Raw genomic sequence first — 15,815 nt, forward strand, 5'->3', positions numbered from 1 at the left:
CCCGCCCGCGACCGCGGCGCGGGCCGCGTCTATGAACGGTAAGGCCGACCTTACTTTGATGCCCCGTCAGGGGAACACGGCGACGAGCCGTTCTTGGATCGTGTCACCGAGATCGTGCCACCGAGATCGTTCACCGAAATCGTGCCACCGAGGAAGGAAAGCCTTGATCACGGCTACGCCGCGCCCTGCCCCGCAGCCGCACGCCCGGCCCGCGCCGACGCACCGCGTGCGCACCGCCAGCCGGGAGGACGCGCCCGCGCTCGCCGAACTCTCCCGCCCCTTCGTGCGCTCGGGCGCGCTGCGGGAGCGGCCGGTGTCGCTCTACGCCGCGCACGCGGCCGACTTCCTGGTGGCGGAGGCCGCGGACGGCGCCTTCGCGGGCTGTGTGGGCCTGCGCGCGCACCGGGCGGCTCCGGCGGCAGGCGACGTCCCCGCGGGCGTCGTGTACAACTTCTGCGTGGCCGAGCACCAGCAGGGGAGCGGCGTGGGCGCCGGTCTGCTGCGCGCCGTGCTCGCCGCGGCGCACGCCCAGGGCCTCGGCGCCCTCTTCACGGCCACCACCGGCGGGGGCGGCCTGTTCCTGCGCTACGGGTTCACGCCCACGACGGCGCGCCTCGCGCCTCCGTCGTGGGCAGCGTCCCTTGACCCCCGCCGCAATGCCCGGATCCTCACGAAGTCCGTGTGACGGTCCGGCGCTCGCGGGCGAAGGCGTCGTCGGGGACCACGGTGGTGCCCGGGCTCGTCTCCGCGAGGACGCTGCGCAGCACCGCGTGCGGCACCCGGCCGTCGACCACGTGCGCCTTGCGCACGCCGCCGCGCACGGCGCGCAGACAGCCCTCCATCTTCGGCAGCATCCCGCTCGCGAGGCCCGGCAGCATCCCGTTCAGGGCGTCGGCCGTCAGATGCTCGATCACCTCGGTGCTGTGCGGCCAGTCCGCGTACAGGCCCTCGACGTCGGTGAGCATCACGAGGCGCTCGGCGTCGAGGGCCACGGCCAGGGCCGAGGCCGCGAGGTCGGCGTTGACGTTGTAGACCTGACCGTCCTCGCCGCGGGCCACGGGGGACACCACCGGGATGTGCCCCTGCTCCAGGAGCGTGCGCACCATGTCCGGGTTCACGTCCACGACGTCGCCGACGAGGCCGATGTCCACCGGCTTCCCGTCCACCCACGCCGGTCGCGGCACGGCGGTCATCGTGTGGGCGTCCTCGCCGGACATGCCCACGGCGAAGGGCCCATGGGCGTTGATGTGGCCGACCAGCTCCCGCTGGACGCGGCCCGTGAGCACCATGCGTACGACGTCCATGGTCTCCGGAGTGGTCACCCGCAGGCCCGCCTCGAACCGCGTCTCGAGGCCGAGGCGGTCGAGCATCGCGCTGATCTGGGGGCCGCCGCCGTGCACGACGACCGGGCGCAGGCCCGCCTGCCACAGCTCCACGACGTCCTGGGCGAAGGTCCGTTGCAGGTTCGCGTCCACCATGGCGTTGCCGCCGAATTTGACGACGACCGCGCTGTCCCGGAGCTCCTCCGGCCAGGGAAGGGGGTCGCCGGATTCGCTGATCCTGGCGGGCACCCCGCTGGTGGGCAATCCCCGGGCAGCGGTCACGCTCACGGAGCCACTCCATTTCATGGGCGGGCCCACCTCTTCAGGTGGGCCGATCAAGATTGCGTTTAGCTTAGCCTAACCTAAGTTCTAAGGTGGGCCATTGCTCTGCCCCTCGCTCGGGAATGCCGCCCAATGGGCCATGGCGTGGCGGGAATTGCCGAATCGATGGCCGATGAATTTCCGGTCACCTGGCGCGTGCGCGCGAGTGCGACACGGTCGATGTGCGCGATATGTCCGCTTGGTTGAGAGTGGGGCCGCCTGTGTTCGCGGGGGGTGGTGTGTCGTGTACGTTCAACGTGCCGCGTGCGGCTGGCCGGAATCCAGGGTGGTCGCCCGGTGTCCCGTGGGGCGGCGGCGATCGGATCGGACTGTGATGTCGGTCGCCCGGTCGTCCCGGTCCCGTGTGTGCATGGTCACTCGCTCGTGCGGGCGCGGCCGCCCTTGAAGTGGGTGGCGGTGAGGGGCACTTCCCGCTGGGGGCCCGGCGAAGCGGCCTCGGAATCAAGCAAGGTCCGCGGCGTCCGACACCACCAGATCTGGTGGTCGAAGGCGGCGCCCCGCATGTGATTCCTCCTCAGACATTGCAAGGTAAGGCTAACCTTATCTAACATGTGGCTGCTTAAGGAGGCGATGAAGCGGGTGAATGCCGTGCACAGTGGGCCGGAGACGAGTAATGAGCACAGGGGGACGGACGTGATGTACGACGTCCTGGGGATCGGATTTGGGCCATCGAACCTGGCGCTCGCGATCGCGGTCCACGAACACAACGCGCGGCTCGGCGAGAGCGACCGGATACGCGCCGGATTCCTGGAGAAGCAGCCGCGGTTCGGCTGGCACCGGGGGATGTTGATCGACGACGCGACCATGCAGGTGTCCTTCCTCAAGGACCTGGTCACGATGCGTGATCCGAAGAGCTCCTTCAGCTTCCTGTGCTACCTGCAGGAGCGGGACAGGCTGGTGGACTTCCTCAACCAGAAGACGCTGTTCCCGCTGCGCGTCGAGTTCCACGACTACCTGGAGTGGGCCGCGGCCCGCGTCGACGACCTCGTCGACTACTCCGCCGAAGTGATCGCCGTGCGTCCGGTGACGGAGGACGGCGAGATCACGCACTTCGAGGTCGTCAGCCGCGACGCGACGGACCCCGACCGGACGGTCGTACGCCGGGCGCGCAGCATCTGCGTGGCCACGGGCCTGGAGCCGCACCTGCCGCCGGGCATGGAGAACTCCGAGCGGATCTTCCACAACAGCCAGCTGATCCCGCGCGTGGCCGCGCTCAAGGAGACCGCGACACCGGTGCGGCGCGCCGTCGTGCTCGGCGCCGGGCAGAGCGCCGCCGAGTGCGTCGACTATCTGCACCGGAACTTCCCGGACGCCGAGGTCTGCTCGGTGTTCGCCAAGTACGGCTACACGCCCGCCGACGACAGCCCCTTCGCCAACCGGATCTTCGATCCCGAGGCGGTGGACCTCTTCTACCACGCGCCCCGCGAGGTGAAGCAGTCGCTGTTCGACTACCACCGCTCGACCAACTACTCGGTCGTGGACATCGACCTGATCGAGTCCCTGTCGAAGACCATGTACCAGGAGAAGGTCCAGGGGCGGCAGCGGCTGCGCATGCTGAACGTCACCCGCATCCGCGACATCGACGCGCAGCCGGACCGCCTGGACATCGGCGTGGAGTTCCTGCCCACGGGGGAGCGCGAGACGCTGGCCGCCGACGTGCTCGTCTACGCCACCGGCTACCGGCCGCGCGGCCTCGGTGAGCGCCTCGGCGAGGTCGACAAGCTGTGCCGCCGCGACGAGGAGGACGAGCTGGTCGTCAGCCGCGACCACCGCGTGGCCACCAACGCGAACGTCAGCGCCGCCGTCTATCTGCAGGGCGGCACGGAGCACACCCACGGTCTGACGTCGACGCTGCTCTCCAACACGGCGGTGCGCGCGGGTGAGATCCGTGACTCACTCCTCGCCCGGCGTCAGCGCCAGACCGGCTGACAGGCGGACGTAACCGCCGTCGTGGTGCACCAGCGGCCGTCCGTCCGCCGCGTGCCACGCCCTGGTCACCCGACCGATGACCAGGGCGTGGTCGCTCACCAGAATGCGGTCGACGGGCGCGAGCGCCAGCCGGGCCAGGACTCCGTCCAGGACCGGCAGGCCGTGCGCCCCGCGGCGCCAGCGCGTGTCCGGGCCGAACTTGGCCCGGCCCGCGCCGCCGAAGACCCGGGCCACGGACTCCTGGCCCGCGGCCAAGAGGTGCACCATGACGTGGGACGCGCTCTCGACCACGGGCCACGAGGCGGAGCGCAGCCCCACCGTGAACGACATCAGCGGCGGGTCGAGCGAAAGGGACGTGACCGACGTGGCGCAGAAGCCGACCGGATGGCGTCCGACGCCCGCCGTGACGACGGCGACGCCCTTCGCGTGATGGCGCAGGGCCCGCCGCACCACGTCGGGGTCGGCGCCCGGCCCGCGCCACGCGGACCCGCTGTCCGTCACCCCACTCCCTCCCGTATCTCCGCGAGGGTCAGGTCACCGGCCCGCAGCTCGATCTCCTTGCCGCGCGGTGACGTCTCGTGCGGCCCGAAGGCCCGCAGATGGGCGCTCCAGTCCGCCAACGCCCCCTGCGTGTCGGACAGGGCGTGCCGGCTGACGCCGCGCAGATAGAACACGTCCGGGTCGTCGGAGCCGAGGGCGCGCACCGCCACGTCGAGGTCCGCGAGCGCGCGGCGGTGCTCGCCCAGGTCCTGGAGCGCCAGGGCGCGGTTGGCCCGCAGAGTGGCGTCGTCCGCGATGCGCAGCGCCGCGTCCAGGTCGGCGATGGCCTGCTCGGGCCGGCCGCTGGAGTAGGCGAGGACGGCACGGTTGACCCAGGCCGGCACGAACGCGGGCTCGGTCACCAGGGCGGCCGAGTAGCTCTCGTAGGCGGCGTCCGCGTCCCCGGTCGCCTCGAGCAGCGCGCCCTGCGCGGCGAGCAGCGGGGCGTGGCGCGGATCGAGGGCCAGGCCGTGCTCGACGTCACGGCGGGCCCCGGCGGTGTCGCCGCGCTCCAGGAGCAGCTCCGCCCGGTGCGTGAGGGAGCCCACGTGGTCCGGCTCCAGTTCGAGGGCGTAGTCGAGGTCCCGCAGCGCGCTCTCGTCGTCGCCCCGCTCGATCAGCAGATCGGCGCGGTTGAAGTGCGCCTCGTAGAACGGCGGGGTCAGCCGGATCGCCGTGGCGTAGTCCCGCAGGGCCTCGTCGTGGCGGCCGAGGGCCCGGTACTGCGCGGCGCGCTCGAAGTAGTAGTCGCCGTAGTCCGGGTCGCGGGCGATCACGTCGTCGTAGTCGCGCAGCGAAGCCGTGTGGTCCCCCCGCGCGGCCCGCACTTGCGCCCGGTTGTACAGCAGGACGGAGCGGTGCAGAAGCTGCTCGTCCGGGGCGAAGTCGGCGTCGGTGAGGGCGATCGCCTCCTCCACGAGCGCGAGGGAGACGTCGAGGTCACCGCGGTGCAGTTCGACCAGGGCGCGGGCGTTGCGCATGAACGCGCGCGCGAGCACCCGCCGTTCGGGCTCGGGGTGGCTGTCGGCGAGCGCGATGGCCGTGTTCACCCAGGCGAGGGCCAGGTCCTCGTCGTGGTCCTCCCGGGGCAGGAAACGGGTGTAGAGCATCGCCGTCAGATACGCCGTGCCCATGTGGACGTCCGGGTCGGCCGTGCTGCGGCGCATCTCCTCCAGATACGCGAACGCGTCATGGCCCCGGCCCAGATAGCACAGGCACGCGGCGGCCTTGTGCGTGAAGGTGCGGTACGCCTTCGACCACCCACCGTCGGCCGCGAGACGGCGCCCGCGCGCGGCCAGGTCGACGACGGCCTCGTACAGACCCGCGGCGAAGCAGCCGTTGACGGCCTCGACGAAGGCCGCGACGCCCGCGCCCGCCGGATCGGTGCCGTGCTCCAAGTGGTACGGGATGGCGCCGAAGCGCAGCGTCGGATCGTCCAGGGCGGTCAGGGCCGCGGCGCGCTCGGTGTGCCGACGGGCCCGCTCGGCGGGCGCCAGCGCGCGGTAGGCCTGCCGCACGGCGGGATCGCTGCTGGTGCCGTCCGCATCGATGAACAGCTGGGCCGGATCGGTGTCCGCGCCATGGTGCGACGGCGGCTCCTGCGGGCGCGCGGCGCGGACGGTGTACGTGGTGAGCGCGCGGGTGAGCGCGTCCTCGCGGTCGCCGCCGCTCCGTGCGACCACGGTCAGCCGCGCGGGGTCGCAGCGGCGCAGCAGGATGGCCACGAGCTCGCGGTCGGTGGGGTCGGCCTCGTCCACGTCGTGGAAGGCGATGACGGCGCCTGCGGGGCGGACCAGGCGCGCCCAGTCCAGGGCGAGTTCGGCCACGCCGTGGGCGATGCGCAGCGCGCGCGGCGCCGGGTAGAAGCGGGTGCGCTCCTTGGCCCCGGCCAGATTGGTCAGCGTCCGCGGCGTACGGGGGACCAGCGGCGCGAGGTCCGGGGCGATCACGGTGATCTCCGTGGCGTGCGCGGCCACCAGCTCGGGGTCCCAGGTGAGCAGTTCGGGCACGATGCGGCGCAGCAGGAAGCCGCCGCCGGTGAACGGCCCGCGCAGCCGCCGGTGACAGCCGACCTCCAGGTCGGGGCGCGGGAGTTCGGGCGGTTCGCCGGTCGGCGCGGGGTCTTCGGTGGTGACGATCCAGCGGTGGTGGGGCGGCAGGGCGGTCATGCGGATGCTCCTCGGCGTGCGGCGGTGGCGGTGCGGGACTTGGCACGCCCGTCCCGCACGGTGACGTAGAGCAGGAGGCCGAGTTCGCACGTCGTGAGGGCGACGAAGAACGCGGCGTCGAAGAGATCGGCGGCCGGGGTGCCCGCCCGGGTGAACCGGTGGATGGCCGTGGACCAGAAGGTCAGAGCGGTGGGGACGGCCGCCCAGGCGAGGCTGGCGAGCGAGAAGGCGTAGCCGGACACCAGCACCGGCGCGTAGCGGCGCGCCATGGCGCGGTCGTGCTCGGACCACTCCGTGTCGGCCCGCGGCGGCGGTCGGCGCAGTCGGCGCCGGATGAGGGCGCGCAGGTGGAAGCGGGTGGCGCTCTGCAGGTCGGTGCAGCGCAGGGCGGTGGCGGCGACGTAGTACAGATCCGTTTCCAAGTAGAACAGGAACTGCCAGATCAGCCGCAGCACACACGTGAAGGAGACCGCGAGGAAGAGGGCGGGGAGCCAGCCGGGCGCGCCCGTGCGGCTCAGCCCGGCGGAGGTGAGCGTGAACACGCTGACCAGCAGCACGTCGGCGAGCATGCCCGCGAGGAACGGCAGGTAGCGGTGGCGCCGTTCGACGCTGAGGAGCGTGTCCATGCGGGTCTCGGCGACGAGGTAGTACAGGCGTCGCCCGATGCCGAGCGTCGAGGGCAGCCCGAGCCGGCGGCCCGCGAGCGCGTGGAAGCCCTCGTGCGCCAGGATGCAGGGGATCGCCGCGCCGAACAGGGTGACGGCGATCAGCGAGATGTGGCTCGTGAACATGAGCTGGTGGTACGAAGGCCGCAGCGCGGGGTCGTTCACCATGGCGGCGAGGGCCGCCGTCACGAGCACGCCGTAGCAGACCAGGGCGGGGCGCGAGAACGTCCAGCGGCCGAGCCGCTGCCAGCGCACGGGGGCGGGCACGGACTCCGCGGCGTCCGGGGCGTCGTTGTCGGCGCGCAGGAAGCCGAGGTCGTCGACGGCGGCGAGGAAGTCCTCCATGTCGAGGGTCTCGCCGCAGGTGCGCGCGTACCACGCGGCCGCGTCGGCGACGGTCCCCCCGGCGTCGAGCAGCCGCAGGACCTGGGCGCCTTCCTCGGGGAACACCGCGTACGAGCCGGTGTCGGGGCGGCCGACCATGACGCCGTCGTCCTCGGCGACCATCGTCAGACGGTGCAGGCGGACGGTGGTGCCGCCCGGAACGGTCACGCTCATCCGGCGTGCCTCTCTGCCGTGCGGTCGGATGGGCCCGGCCGGGCCGGGCGGGGACGGAGCCGGGCCCGGACCGGGGCCCGGCTCCGCGGTGCTCAGTGCTCGGAGCACACGTAGTAGCAGGCGGTCGTCAGACGGATCGGACCGGCCTTGCGGATCGGCATCCTCTTCATGGTCTTCCTCCTCTCGGTGGCTGGTCCCAGTGGGACGTGTGACCTGGCGGCCGGAGGCCGGGCCGGGGCCCGATGGCTCATCCGGCGAGCCGTGGAGTCGGCGGTGGAGCGGAACTCCGCCGCCAGGAGAGGAATGACGCCCGGATCCGGCGGCGCCAGGTCACTTCCTCGGGTGGCAGCCCGGGTGGCGCGCCCGATTCGCAAAAGGGCGTGGAAAGCCACCGCGGGAAATGTGCCAGGACCCCAGTGAAATCTCTGGGAGTGGAATATCCAGATCCCTCTTCACTGGTCCGTGGACAGCTTGGCGGGGTGCCGCCTTTCATGTCAACCCGGGAATGCGGGCATCCGTATACCGTCGCCGCGAGGTCAATTCGACGGTGGGCAAAGTGACTTGGCGTGTCTGCGACGCTCCTGAGTCATGGCAGGTCACAGACGTGTTGTCGACCTGAAAGGCAAAGGAATGCCAGCTTCAGGAATCTCCCTATACCTTTGGACAGTTAACGCGCCCGCGCTTTGAGTCAAGGAATTCTCTTCCGTGTGCGGGCCGTTCGGCGCGGAAGTGCGAGCCGCTCAACGCAGAACGACGCAGTGGCGGCCGCGCAGGGCCATGACGGTGGGATCGTCGTCCCGCACCTCGTTCCAGCGGAGATCGAGTTTCTCCAGGGACGGCAACTCGGCGAGCCAGCCGGGAAGTTCGCACAGCCGATTGGCCCGTAGATCGAGGCGCCGCAGCAGCGGGAGTCCGCGCAGCGCCCCGGGCACCGCGGTGAAGGCGTTCTCCCGCAGCTCCAGCTCGCGCAGGGCGCTGAGGTTCCGGGCGGAATCGGGCAGCGCGGTGAGCGCGTTGCCGCGCAGCCACAGTTCCCGCAGGGAGCGCAGGTCGCCGAGCGAGGCGGGCAGCGAGGCGAGCCGGTTGTGCTGGGCACGCAGTTCGACCAGGCCCGTCATGGCGCCGAGGGTGTCCGGCAGGGCGGTGAGCCGGTTCTCGCCGACGTTCAGATACGCGAGGCGCGTCAGCCGGCCCAACTCCGCGGGCAGGGAGGCGAGACGGTTGTCGTGCAGGTACAGGAAGTCGCTCAATCCGGTGAGATCGCCGAGCTCGGGCGGCACCGAGGTGAGCCGGTTGTGGCCGAGGTCGAGGGTGCGCAGCGCGGTCAGCGTGCCGAGACGGGCGGGCAGGTGCGCGAGCGCGTTGTCGGGCAGCAGTAGGACTTCCAGGCGCGGATGGCGCCACACCTCGTCCGGTACGCCGGGGAGTCCGGCCCGCCAGTAGTTCAGTACGGTCGCGCTGGTCACCGGCACCTCTTTCCGGGCGCGGCCCCGCGACGCCCCTCGACGCCGACCGGGCGGCGCCCGCCGCGAAGGGCTCCCGGCTCGGCCCGGTGGACCGTGCCCGGCCCCCGTGGACTCCGCGCGGAGAAACCCGCCTAATGGATGCGGCGGAACCTATCATTAGCCCATGCCCGCACCGTCCAAGGCCTCCGCACCGTCCAGGGCCTTCGCGCCGACGCCCGCGCCGACCCGGCCGACGCCCGCGCAGACCCGCCTGACGCTCGACCTCGCCGCCACCATCCGCCACGACGGGCACGGCGGTGTCGCCGACGACCTCGACACGCCCGAGGGCCTCACCGCCTGGGTGAGCGACCGCGCCGAGCTGCTGCCCGACGACCTCGCGGCCCGCCGCTACCGTGCGGACGCCGCCGCGCTCGACCGGGTACGGGCGCTGCGCTCCGCCGTCCGCGCGCTCTTCGCGCACGCGGTGCTCCCCGGCGAGCCGAGCCCCGCCGACGCCCGCCGCCTCCTGCCGCTCGCCGAGGCCGTCACCCGGCTGAACGACGCCGCGGCCAAGGTGCTCACCGTGCCGGTGCTGAGCTGGCCGGACGGCGCCGGTCCGCTCGTGCGGGACGAGCCCGTGCCGGGCGCCGGGCACGCCTCGCCCGCGCGGCGCGCCGACCTGCTCGACGCCGCCCTGGCCCGGGCCGCGCACGCCTTCATCGCCGGGCCCGACCGGCAGCGCCTGCGCGCCTGTCACGCGCCGCGCTGCGTGCGCTACTTCCTCAAGGAGCACCCGCGCCAGGAGTGGTGCAAGCCGTCCTGCGGCAACCGGGCCCGCGTGGCCCGCCACCACGAGCGGGCCCGCGGCCCCGCCTGAGGCGCCGCCCGGCGGCGCGCGCATCGCTCTCGCACACCCCCGGGGCCCGCGGTGACCACGGGTTTCTCCGCCGCCGCCCCCGGGCCGGAAACGTCACCGCGGGCACGTACCATGGCCGCATGTCCTTCCTCCGCCGCCGCAGCTCCGCCACACCCGCTGGCCCGGACTTCGATGTCCTCGCCATGGATCCGGGGGACTGGCCCGGCAACCTCGGTGCCGGCCTGCTGCCCGCCCCCGACGGCAGCTGCCAGGGCGTCTTCCTCCGCTACGACCTGTTCGGCGGCCGCGGCCCCGCGATGATCATCGGCAATCTGCCGGAGGGCTCCCCGGCCCGCGAGCTCGCCGACGGCGAGGTGCCCTTCGAGGTGGCCCAGCTCCTGCTCGCGCTGGAGAACGACGAGGAGGTCACCGTGGTCTCCAGCGAGGACGTGCCGGTGATGCAGGGGGACAACCTCCTGATCGTGCGCCGTCTGCGGCTCTCCGAAAGCCGCATCTCCTGCGTCCAGTTCGACCGCAGTGACAACGTCCTGGTGACCATCGCCGCCTGGGACCGCCCCATCACCGACGACCTGTACGCGCTCCTCAAGCCCCTGCCCGCCGAGCTGTTCCAGCAGGGCTGAGCCCCGCAGCCCCGGGCCCGGCTGGCCGGTACGGGCTCCGGAGCCGGTGGAGAACCTCCGTTGACCGGCCGTTTCCCCCGGTTCGTACCGTCATGTTCAGGCTGGCGTGCTTTGCTCTGCGGCGCGGGACGTCGTCGCCCCTAGCGTCGTGGGGGAGCGGGGTGTCCGCCCATCTCGACCGGGAGGGAAGTCGCGCATGAGCAACAACGACGTCTATCCGAACACGCCGTCGAGCACGATCCACCGCAACATGGCCTGGACCTCCGGGAACGGCCACACGCTCCTCCGGCTCCAGGAGGACGGCAACTTCGTCGTCTACCGGGACAGCGTCGAGAAGCCCGTCTGGTCGCCGGACACCCGCCCGGACGGGTACCGCGCGGTCATGCAGGGCGACGGCAACCTCGTGGTCTACGCCCAGGACGACCGCCCCGTGTGGGCGTCGAACACGTCCGGGCGCCACGGGGCCATCCTGTCCGTCCAGGACGACGGCAACGTGTGCATCTACTACCAGGGCCAGCCGATCTGGTGCACGGAGACCGCCGGCTGATCCACCCGCACGCACGCCGGGCCCGGACCTGCCCCCATGCAGGTCCGGGCCCGGCGGTTTCCCGGGAACTCGACGTCACGGTCAGGTGCCGGACGGCACCACCTTCACGTCGGCGGCGCGCACGAACGCCACCCGGTGACCGAACTGGATCTCGTAGTAGACGTCCTTGCCGCGCACCACGCGGTGCGGCTTCAGGTCGAACGTCGGCGCGTAGAAGTACTCACCGGGCACCTTGTCGCCGATGGCGTACTTCTGGCCCGCGAGCAGCTTGTACGGCAGCGGGGAGACCGACTGCACCGGGACCTCCGGCGGATACGCCTCCTTCTCCGGGTAGGCGCGGCCGTACACCGGGACCTCGCCCACGCCGTCCTTCGGCGTCACCGTCCATCCGCGCGCGTCGACGGCCGTCGGCTGCTTCCGCGGGTTCTTGAACCACGCCTTCTGGCCCAGGTACCACACGGCCGTCCAGTCACCCTGGCGGTCGGCGACCGCGTACCGCTGTCCTGTGGACAGGCGCGAGCCCATGTCGTTCACGTCGATCGTGGACGGCTCACCGCCCGGGCGGCGGCCGATGTCCTTGATGAGTGGCGCGTCGTCACGGGGCTCGGTGTGGACACGCACCGCGCTGGAGCCGTGCGGCACGCACTTCTCGCCCGGCTTGACGCAGCCCGTGAACTCCGGCTGGTTCCTGCTGAATTCGGGAGCGACCGTCACCAGGCCGCCCTTCGGGCCGGCCGTGCGGTGCAGCGGCTTGCCGAGCAGCTCGAAGTAGTGCTGCCAGTCCCAGTACGGGCCCGGGTCGGTGTGCATGCCGCGGATGGTGGCCGCCGTGGTGCCCGGCACGGTGTCGTGGCCGAGGACGTGCTGCCGGTCCAGCGGGATGTCGTACCGCTTGGCGAGGTACTTCACCAGGCGCGCCGACGAACGGTACATCGCCTCCGTGTACCAGGTGTCGGGCGCCGTGAGGAAGCCCTCGTGCTCCAGGCCGACGGACTTCGAGTTCACGTACCAGTTGCCCGCGTGCCAGGCGACGTCCTTGGTGCGCACGTGCTGGGCGACATGGCCGTCGGACGAGCGCAGCGTGTAGTGCCAGGACACGTACGTCGGGTCCTGGACGAGCTTGAGGACGCCCTCCCACCTGCCCTCGGTGTCGTGCACGACGATGTACTTGATGCCCTGGGAGCCGGGCCGGTCGGCCTTGTCGTGGTTGCCGTAGTCGTTGTCCCCGAACTCCTCGTACGGAGCGGGGATCCACTCGCAGGCCAGGGACCGGGGGCAGTCCGTCTCCGCCGCCGGCGCCTTGCGCAGGCCCATGCGCTCGACCTGCGCCGCGTCGGGCCTGAGGCCGGGCCGCGGGGCGAGCGTCACCCGCTGTCCGCCGTCGGTCGTGCGCCGCTCGCCGTCGCGGATGACGGCGAAGACCTCATTGGCGTACGAGGCGGCGCCCGCCTGCTCGTCCGCGCCGGAGAACGCGGCGACCGCCCCGTACCAGTCGGCCGGATCGTCGCTGAACGGCTTGTCGAGCCGCTTCTGCGCGGCGGCGAGGAGCGCGGCGCCACCGCGGACGTTCGCCGCGGAGTCCCGGCGCAGCTCGCCCTCGGGGATGCCGCTGAGCTGTGCGGCGCGCTTCAACGTCTTGAGCCGGGCGGGCAGTTGCGCGTCGTCGGGCACCTGGCGCGGCCTCAGCGTGGCGCGGGACTCGTCGCCGCGCGGGTCCTCGTCGCCCTCGCTGTGGTGCGGGGCCGAGGCGAGCGCCGTGCGCGCGTCCGTGAGGTGCATCGGGCCGTAGCCGCCGGTCACGCTCGGGGCGCCGTCGTGGGCGTCCCAGCGCGACTGGAGGTAGGAGACGCCGAGCAGCACGCTCTGCGGCACGTCGTACTCGGCGGCGGCCGCCGCGAACGCGCGCTGCAGGGAGCCGGGGCCAGCGGGCTTCTCGGCGGACGGCGCCGGGGCGGCGCCGATGAGCGGCACCAGCAGAGCGGCGGACGCGAGGGCGCCCGCCGCCCTCACGGTGCGTCTGCGCGCGGCGGATTCGGGAACGTGGGCGGATCCTCGCAAGGCAGCCTCCTGGGACCTCTGGGCCGGTGAGCCGGAACGGGGCGTGCGGGGCCGGGCGTGCGTCAGTGGTACCCGCTCACCGACGATCCGTCAATCATGCCCAGAGGAAGGGATTTCCCATGTCAGCGGCGCTTCCACTGGTTTTCGCCACAGGTAGCGCGATCGCCTGCCGCGCGTCAGTGGAATGGACCAATGCGCGGTCGCCGCCGCGCGGGGCCACGCCGTCGGCTACCGGCCCTTCGCCGCCCGGGCGACCGCCTCCGCCAGGCGGTGGTTCTCCAGGCCCGCGCCGAAGCCGGACGGGAAGCCGAAGCGGCGGCGCGTGTAGGCGTAGGCCACGCCGCTCGCGGGGTCGGCGAAGGCGAGGGAGCCCGTCGCGCCGCTGTGGCCGAAGGCCTCCGGGCCGAGGAACGCATAGCGCGTGCTCATCGATTCGAAACCCAGGCCGAAGACGTCGTCGTTGCCGGTGACCACGTCCGTCCCGCGGTGGCTGACCCGGGCGAACTCGGTGATGGTGTGCGGGGCGAGCAGCGGCGCCCTGCCGTCCACCTCGCTGATCGCGGCCGCGTACATCCCTGCCACGCCGCGCGCCGTGCCGACGCCGCCGGACGACGCGGGGCCGAGGGCGCGCACGGCACGGGTGTTGGCGAAGGCCACCAGATCGGTGGGCGGCGTCGTGTTCTGGTTGAAGGCGACCGCCGGGACGCTGTCCGGGGCCGCGGCGTCCGCCAGGAGCAGCCGCTGCTCCTCCTCGGTGGGCTCCAGCGGCAGCACCTGCGCGTAGCGCTCCTCCAGCGCCTCGGGCAGGCCGAGGTGGAAGTCGAGCCCGTACGGGGCGCGGATCCGCTCCTCGTACACCTCCTGCAGGGAACGGCCGGTGACCCGGCGCACCACCTCGCCCGTCAGGGCGCCGATGACGAAGGCGTGGTAGCCGTACGCGGTGCCCGGCTCCCAGAACGGCCGGTGACCGGCGAGACGCGCGGCCGAGAGCCGGTCGTCGGCCAGCTCGGCCAAGGTGAAGCCGCCGTCGACGCCGACGGCCCCGGACCGGTGCGCGAGCAGCTCGCGCAGGGTGAGGCGGTCCTTGCCCTCGGCTCCGAACTCCGGCCAGTAGGAGGCCACCGTGCGGTCCAGGTCGAGGACCCCGTCCTGCACGAGGAGCGCCACCACGAGGTGGGCGGCGCCCTTGGTGATGGAGTACAGCCCGGTCAGCGTGTCCGCCGCGGTGCCGGGCCCGCCCCACAGGTCCACCACCCGGTGACCGTCCACGTGCACGACCAGCTGCGCCTCGGGCGCGTGCCGCTGCTCGCCGAGCACCTCGGCGAACGCCTCCCGCACGCCCTCGAACCCCGCCGCCACGGTCCCCCGCACCTGGTCCGCGTCGTGTTCCACGTGTTCCCCCAACAGCTTGATCATGTACTGGACGTGGGGGACAACAGGGCGTTCCTGCGGCTTGTTCCCAGGCCTGGCCGATGAGATCGCGGACCTGGCCGATGAGATCGCGGACCCGCTCGACGCCAGCGGCGCCGACGCAGCGGTGCGCGAGCTGTGGCGAATTGGCCACGGACCGTCACCAAAGCTGGCACAGTACCCCGCACGAAGGGGTCGTGCGCGGAAAACCGAACGTCACCAGACGACCAGAGGGGACGCAGTGGAAACACGGCGAAAGTGGCTCGCCACGGCGGTAGCGGCGGAAGCCGCCGCGGCCTCGGTCACGATCCTCGCTCAGCTGCCCCTGCACGCACTGCTCCTGGCCGGGCCGATGCTGGCCGCCCAACGGCTCTCGGCGCGCACCGCCGCCGCCCTGGGCGCCGCCGCCCTCGCTCTGACACTGCTGGGATCGCCGCCCGCCTCCGCGCACGAGCTGGCCTCCGTGCTGAACATCGCGGCGGTCTCCGCCTGGGCGGTGGTGACGGCGCACTCCCGCGTGCGCGCCGAGCGCGCGCTGGACGACATGACCCGACTTGCCGTCACCGCGCAGGAGGCACTGGCCCCTCCGCTGCCCGACCGCGTCGGTCACGTCGACCTCGCCGTGCACGCCCGCCCCGCCGACGGGCACGCCCGCATCGGCGGCGACGTCCACGACGCCGTGCTCACCGCCGCGGGCCCGCGCCTGCTGCTCGCCGACGTCAAGGGCCACGGCGTCCAGGCGATGCGGGTGGCCGCCGCGGTCCTGGCCGCCTTCCGGCGCACCGCCGCCACCGAACCCGACCCGGTCCGGCTCGCCCACGCCCTCGACGAACACCTCGGCCCCGAACTCGGCCCGGAGGACTTCGTCACCCTGCTGCTCGTCGACTTCCACCCCGGCGAGGCCCACATCGTCAACTGCGGTCACCCGCCGCCCCTGCGCACCGGCCGCCGACTCCAGCTGCTCTCCCCGCCCCGGCCCTCACCCCCGCTGGGCCTGCGCCCCGCCCCCTGTCTGCAACGCGTCCACCTGACCCCGGGGCAGCGCCTGCTCCTGTACACCGACGGCCTGACCGATGCCCGCGACGCCGACCGGGCCCCCTTCCCGCTGGACGCCCCGCAGTGCCAGGCCGCCCTGGCCGCGCCCGCCCCGCACGACGCGCTGCGGAGCCTGACCGATCTGCTGCACCGCCACACCGGCGGCGCCCCCCTCACGGACGACCTCACCCTGCTGCTCGCCCAGCCCGCCCCCGTTCCGGCCGCCCGGGTCCACGACGCGTCGCCGAGGTCGGCCGACCGTTCCTCGACGGCGTGACGGCGGTCGTGTCCTTCGGCCG

13 protein-coding genes are annotated in these 15,815 nt (G+C 72.7%); 6 read left to right on the top strand and 7 right to left on the bottom strand.

Annotation, left to right across the window (positions count from 1 at the left end; all coding sequences use genetic code 11):
* The first annotated feature begins 163 nt into the window (after nucleotides 1–163).
* Nucleotides 164–685, top strand: coding sequence for a GNAT family N-acetyltransferase (locus tag CP982_RS39250; RefSeq protein ID WP_260422749.1), 522 nt, complete (start codon nucleotides 164–166; stop codon nucleotides 683–685).
* Here CP982_RS39250 and argB read toward each other — a convergent pair.
* Nucleotides 669–1,478: an acetylglutamate kinase gene (argB, locus tag CP982_RS39255; RefSeq protein ID WP_229879088.1), complete on the bottom strand. Its 810-nt coding sequence runs from the start codon at nucleotides 1,476–1,478 to the stop codon at nucleotides 669–671. The two genes, CP982_RS39250 and argB, sit on opposite strands and share 17 nt — an antisense overlap.
* Nucleotides 1,479–2,234: 756 nt before the next feature.
* Between argB and CP982_RS39260 the strand changes: the two genes are divergently transcribed.
* A complete protein-coding gene (locus tag CP982_RS39260; RefSeq protein WP_150515959.1) occupies nucleotides 2,235–3,593 on the top strand; it encodes a lysine N(6)-hydroxylase/L-ornithine N(5)-oxygenase family protein in 1,359 nt (452 codons plus the stop codon).
* Here the strand turns inward: CP982_RS39260 and CP982_RS39265 are convergent.
* The 4 genes from CP982_RS39265 to CP982_RS39280 form a co-directional block, all read right to left on the bottom strand.
* Nucleotides 3,558–4,094: a flavin reductase family protein gene (locus tag CP982_RS39265; protein ID WP_150514857.1), complete on the bottom strand. Its 537-nt coding sequence runs from the start codon at nucleotides 4,092–4,094 to the stop codon at nucleotides 3,558–3,560. The two genes, CP982_RS39260 and CP982_RS39265, sit on opposite strands and share 36 nt — an antisense overlap.
* Entirely contained in the window at nucleotides 4,091–6,301 is a 2,211-nt protein-coding gene (locus CP982_RS39270; RefSeq protein WP_150514858.1) for a tetratricopeptide repeat protein, read from the bottom strand. Before CP982_RS39270 ends, CP982_RS39265 begins: the two co-directional genes overlap by 4 nt.
* Entirely contained in the window at nucleotides 6,298–7,524 is a 1,227-nt protein-coding gene (locus CP982_RS39275) for a hypothetical protein (protein ID WP_150514859.1), read from the bottom strand. Before CP982_RS39275 ends, CP982_RS39270 begins: the two co-directional genes overlap by 4 nt.
* A 740-nt stretch (nucleotides 7,525–8,264) precedes the next feature.
* Nucleotides 8,265–8,990, bottom strand: coding sequence for a leucine-rich repeat domain-containing protein (locus CP982_RS39280; RefSeq protein ID WP_229879071.1), 726 nt, complete (start codon nucleotides 8,988–8,990; stop codon nucleotides 8,265–8,267).
* Nucleotides 8,991–9,153: 163 nt separating this feature from the next.
* Between CP982_RS39280 and CP982_RS39285 the strand changes: the two genes are divergently transcribed.
* The 3 genes from CP982_RS39285 to CP982_RS39295 all read left to right on the top strand — a co-directional run bounded on the left by CP982_RS39285 (nucleotide 9,154) and on the right by CP982_RS39295 (nucleotide 11,013).
* The gene (locus tag CP982_RS39285) at nucleotides 9,154–9,846 is read left to right on the top strand and encodes a CGNR zinc finger domain-containing protein (RefSeq protein WP_150514860.1); all 693 of its coding nucleotides are present in this window, start codon (nucleotides 9,154–9,156) and stop codon (nucleotides 9,844–9,846) included.
* Nucleotides 9,847–9,965: 119 nt separating this feature from the next.
* On the top strand, nucleotides 9,966–10,466 hold the full coding sequence (locus CP982_RS39290) for a glycosyltransferase family protein (protein ID WP_030675137.1): 501 nt from the start codon (nucleotides 9,966–9,968) through the stop codon (nucleotides 10,464–10,466).
* 196 nt (nucleotides 10,467–10,662) lie between these two features.
* The gene (locus tag CP982_RS39295; protein ID WP_150514861.1) at nucleotides 10,663–11,013 is read left to right on the top strand and encodes a hypothetical protein; all 351 of its coding nucleotides are present in this window, start codon (nucleotides 10,663–10,665) and stop codon (nucleotides 11,011–11,013) included.
* Nucleotides 11,014–11,094: 81 nt separating this feature from the next.
* Here CP982_RS39295 and CP982_RS39300 read toward each other — a convergent pair whose 3' ends face one another.
* Nucleotides 11,095–13,071: an N-acetylmuramoyl-L-alanine amidase gene (locus CP982_RS39300; protein WP_150514862.1), complete on the bottom strand. Its 1,977-nt coding sequence runs from the start codon at nucleotides 13,069–13,071 to the stop codon at nucleotides 11,095–11,097.
* A gap of 228 nt (nucleotides 13,072–13,299) precedes the next feature.
* On the bottom strand, nucleotides 13,300–14,487 hold the full coding sequence (locus CP982_RS39305; RefSeq protein ID WP_150514863.1) for a serine hydrolase domain-containing protein: 1,188 nt from the start codon (nucleotides 14,485–14,487) through the stop codon (nucleotides 13,300–13,302).
* 235 nt (nucleotides 14,488–14,722) lie between these two features.
* Between CP982_RS39305 and CP982_RS39310 the strand changes: the two genes are divergently transcribed.
* Nucleotides 14,723–15,793, top strand: coding sequence for a PP2C family protein-serine/threonine phosphatase (locus CP982_RS39310; RefSeq protein WP_170316593.1), 1,071 nt, complete (start codon nucleotides 14,723–14,725; stop codon nucleotides 15,791–15,793).
* Nucleotides 15,794–15,815 lie beyond the last annotated feature (22 nt).

Origin of the sequence: Streptomyces spectabilis, assembly GCF_008704795.1 — a bacterium.
In the GTDB taxonomy this organism is placed as follows: Bacteria; Actinomycetota; Actinomycetes; order Streptomycetales; family Streptomycetaceae; genus Streptomyces; species Streptomyces spectabilis.

Coding starts and splice junctions, on each gene's coding strand:
- CP982_RS39270 (WP_150514858.1), bottom strand. CDS start 6,301: ATGACCGCCCTGCCGCCCCACCACCGCTGGATCGTCACCACCGAAGAC.
- CP982_RS39290 (WP_030675137.1), top strand. CDS start 9,966: ATGTCCTTCCTCCGCCGCCGCAGCTCCGCCACACCCGCTGGCCCGGAC.
- CP982_RS39275 (WP_150514859.1), bottom strand. CDS start 7,524: ATGAGCGTGACCGTTCCGGGCGGCACCACCGTCCGCCTGCACCGTCTG.
- CP982_RS39295 (WP_150514861.1), top strand. CDS start 10,663: ATGAGCAACAACGACGTCTATCCGAACACGCCGTCGAGCACGATCCAC.
- argB (WP_229879088.1), bottom strand. CDS start 1,478: ATGGTGGACGCGAACCTGCAACGGACCTTCGCCCAGGACGTCGTGGAG.
- CP982_RS39260 (WP_150515959.1), top strand. CDS start 2,235: ATGAAGCGGGTGAATGCCGTGCACAGTGGGCCGGAGACGAGTAATGAG.
- CP982_RS39305 (WP_150514863.1), bottom strand. CDS start 14,487: ATGATCAAGCTGTTGGGGGAACACGTGGAACACGACGCGGACCAGGTG.
- CP982_RS39285 (WP_150514860.1), top strand. CDS start 9,154: ATGCCCGCACCGTCCAAGGCCTCCGCACCGTCCAGGGCCTTCGCGCCG.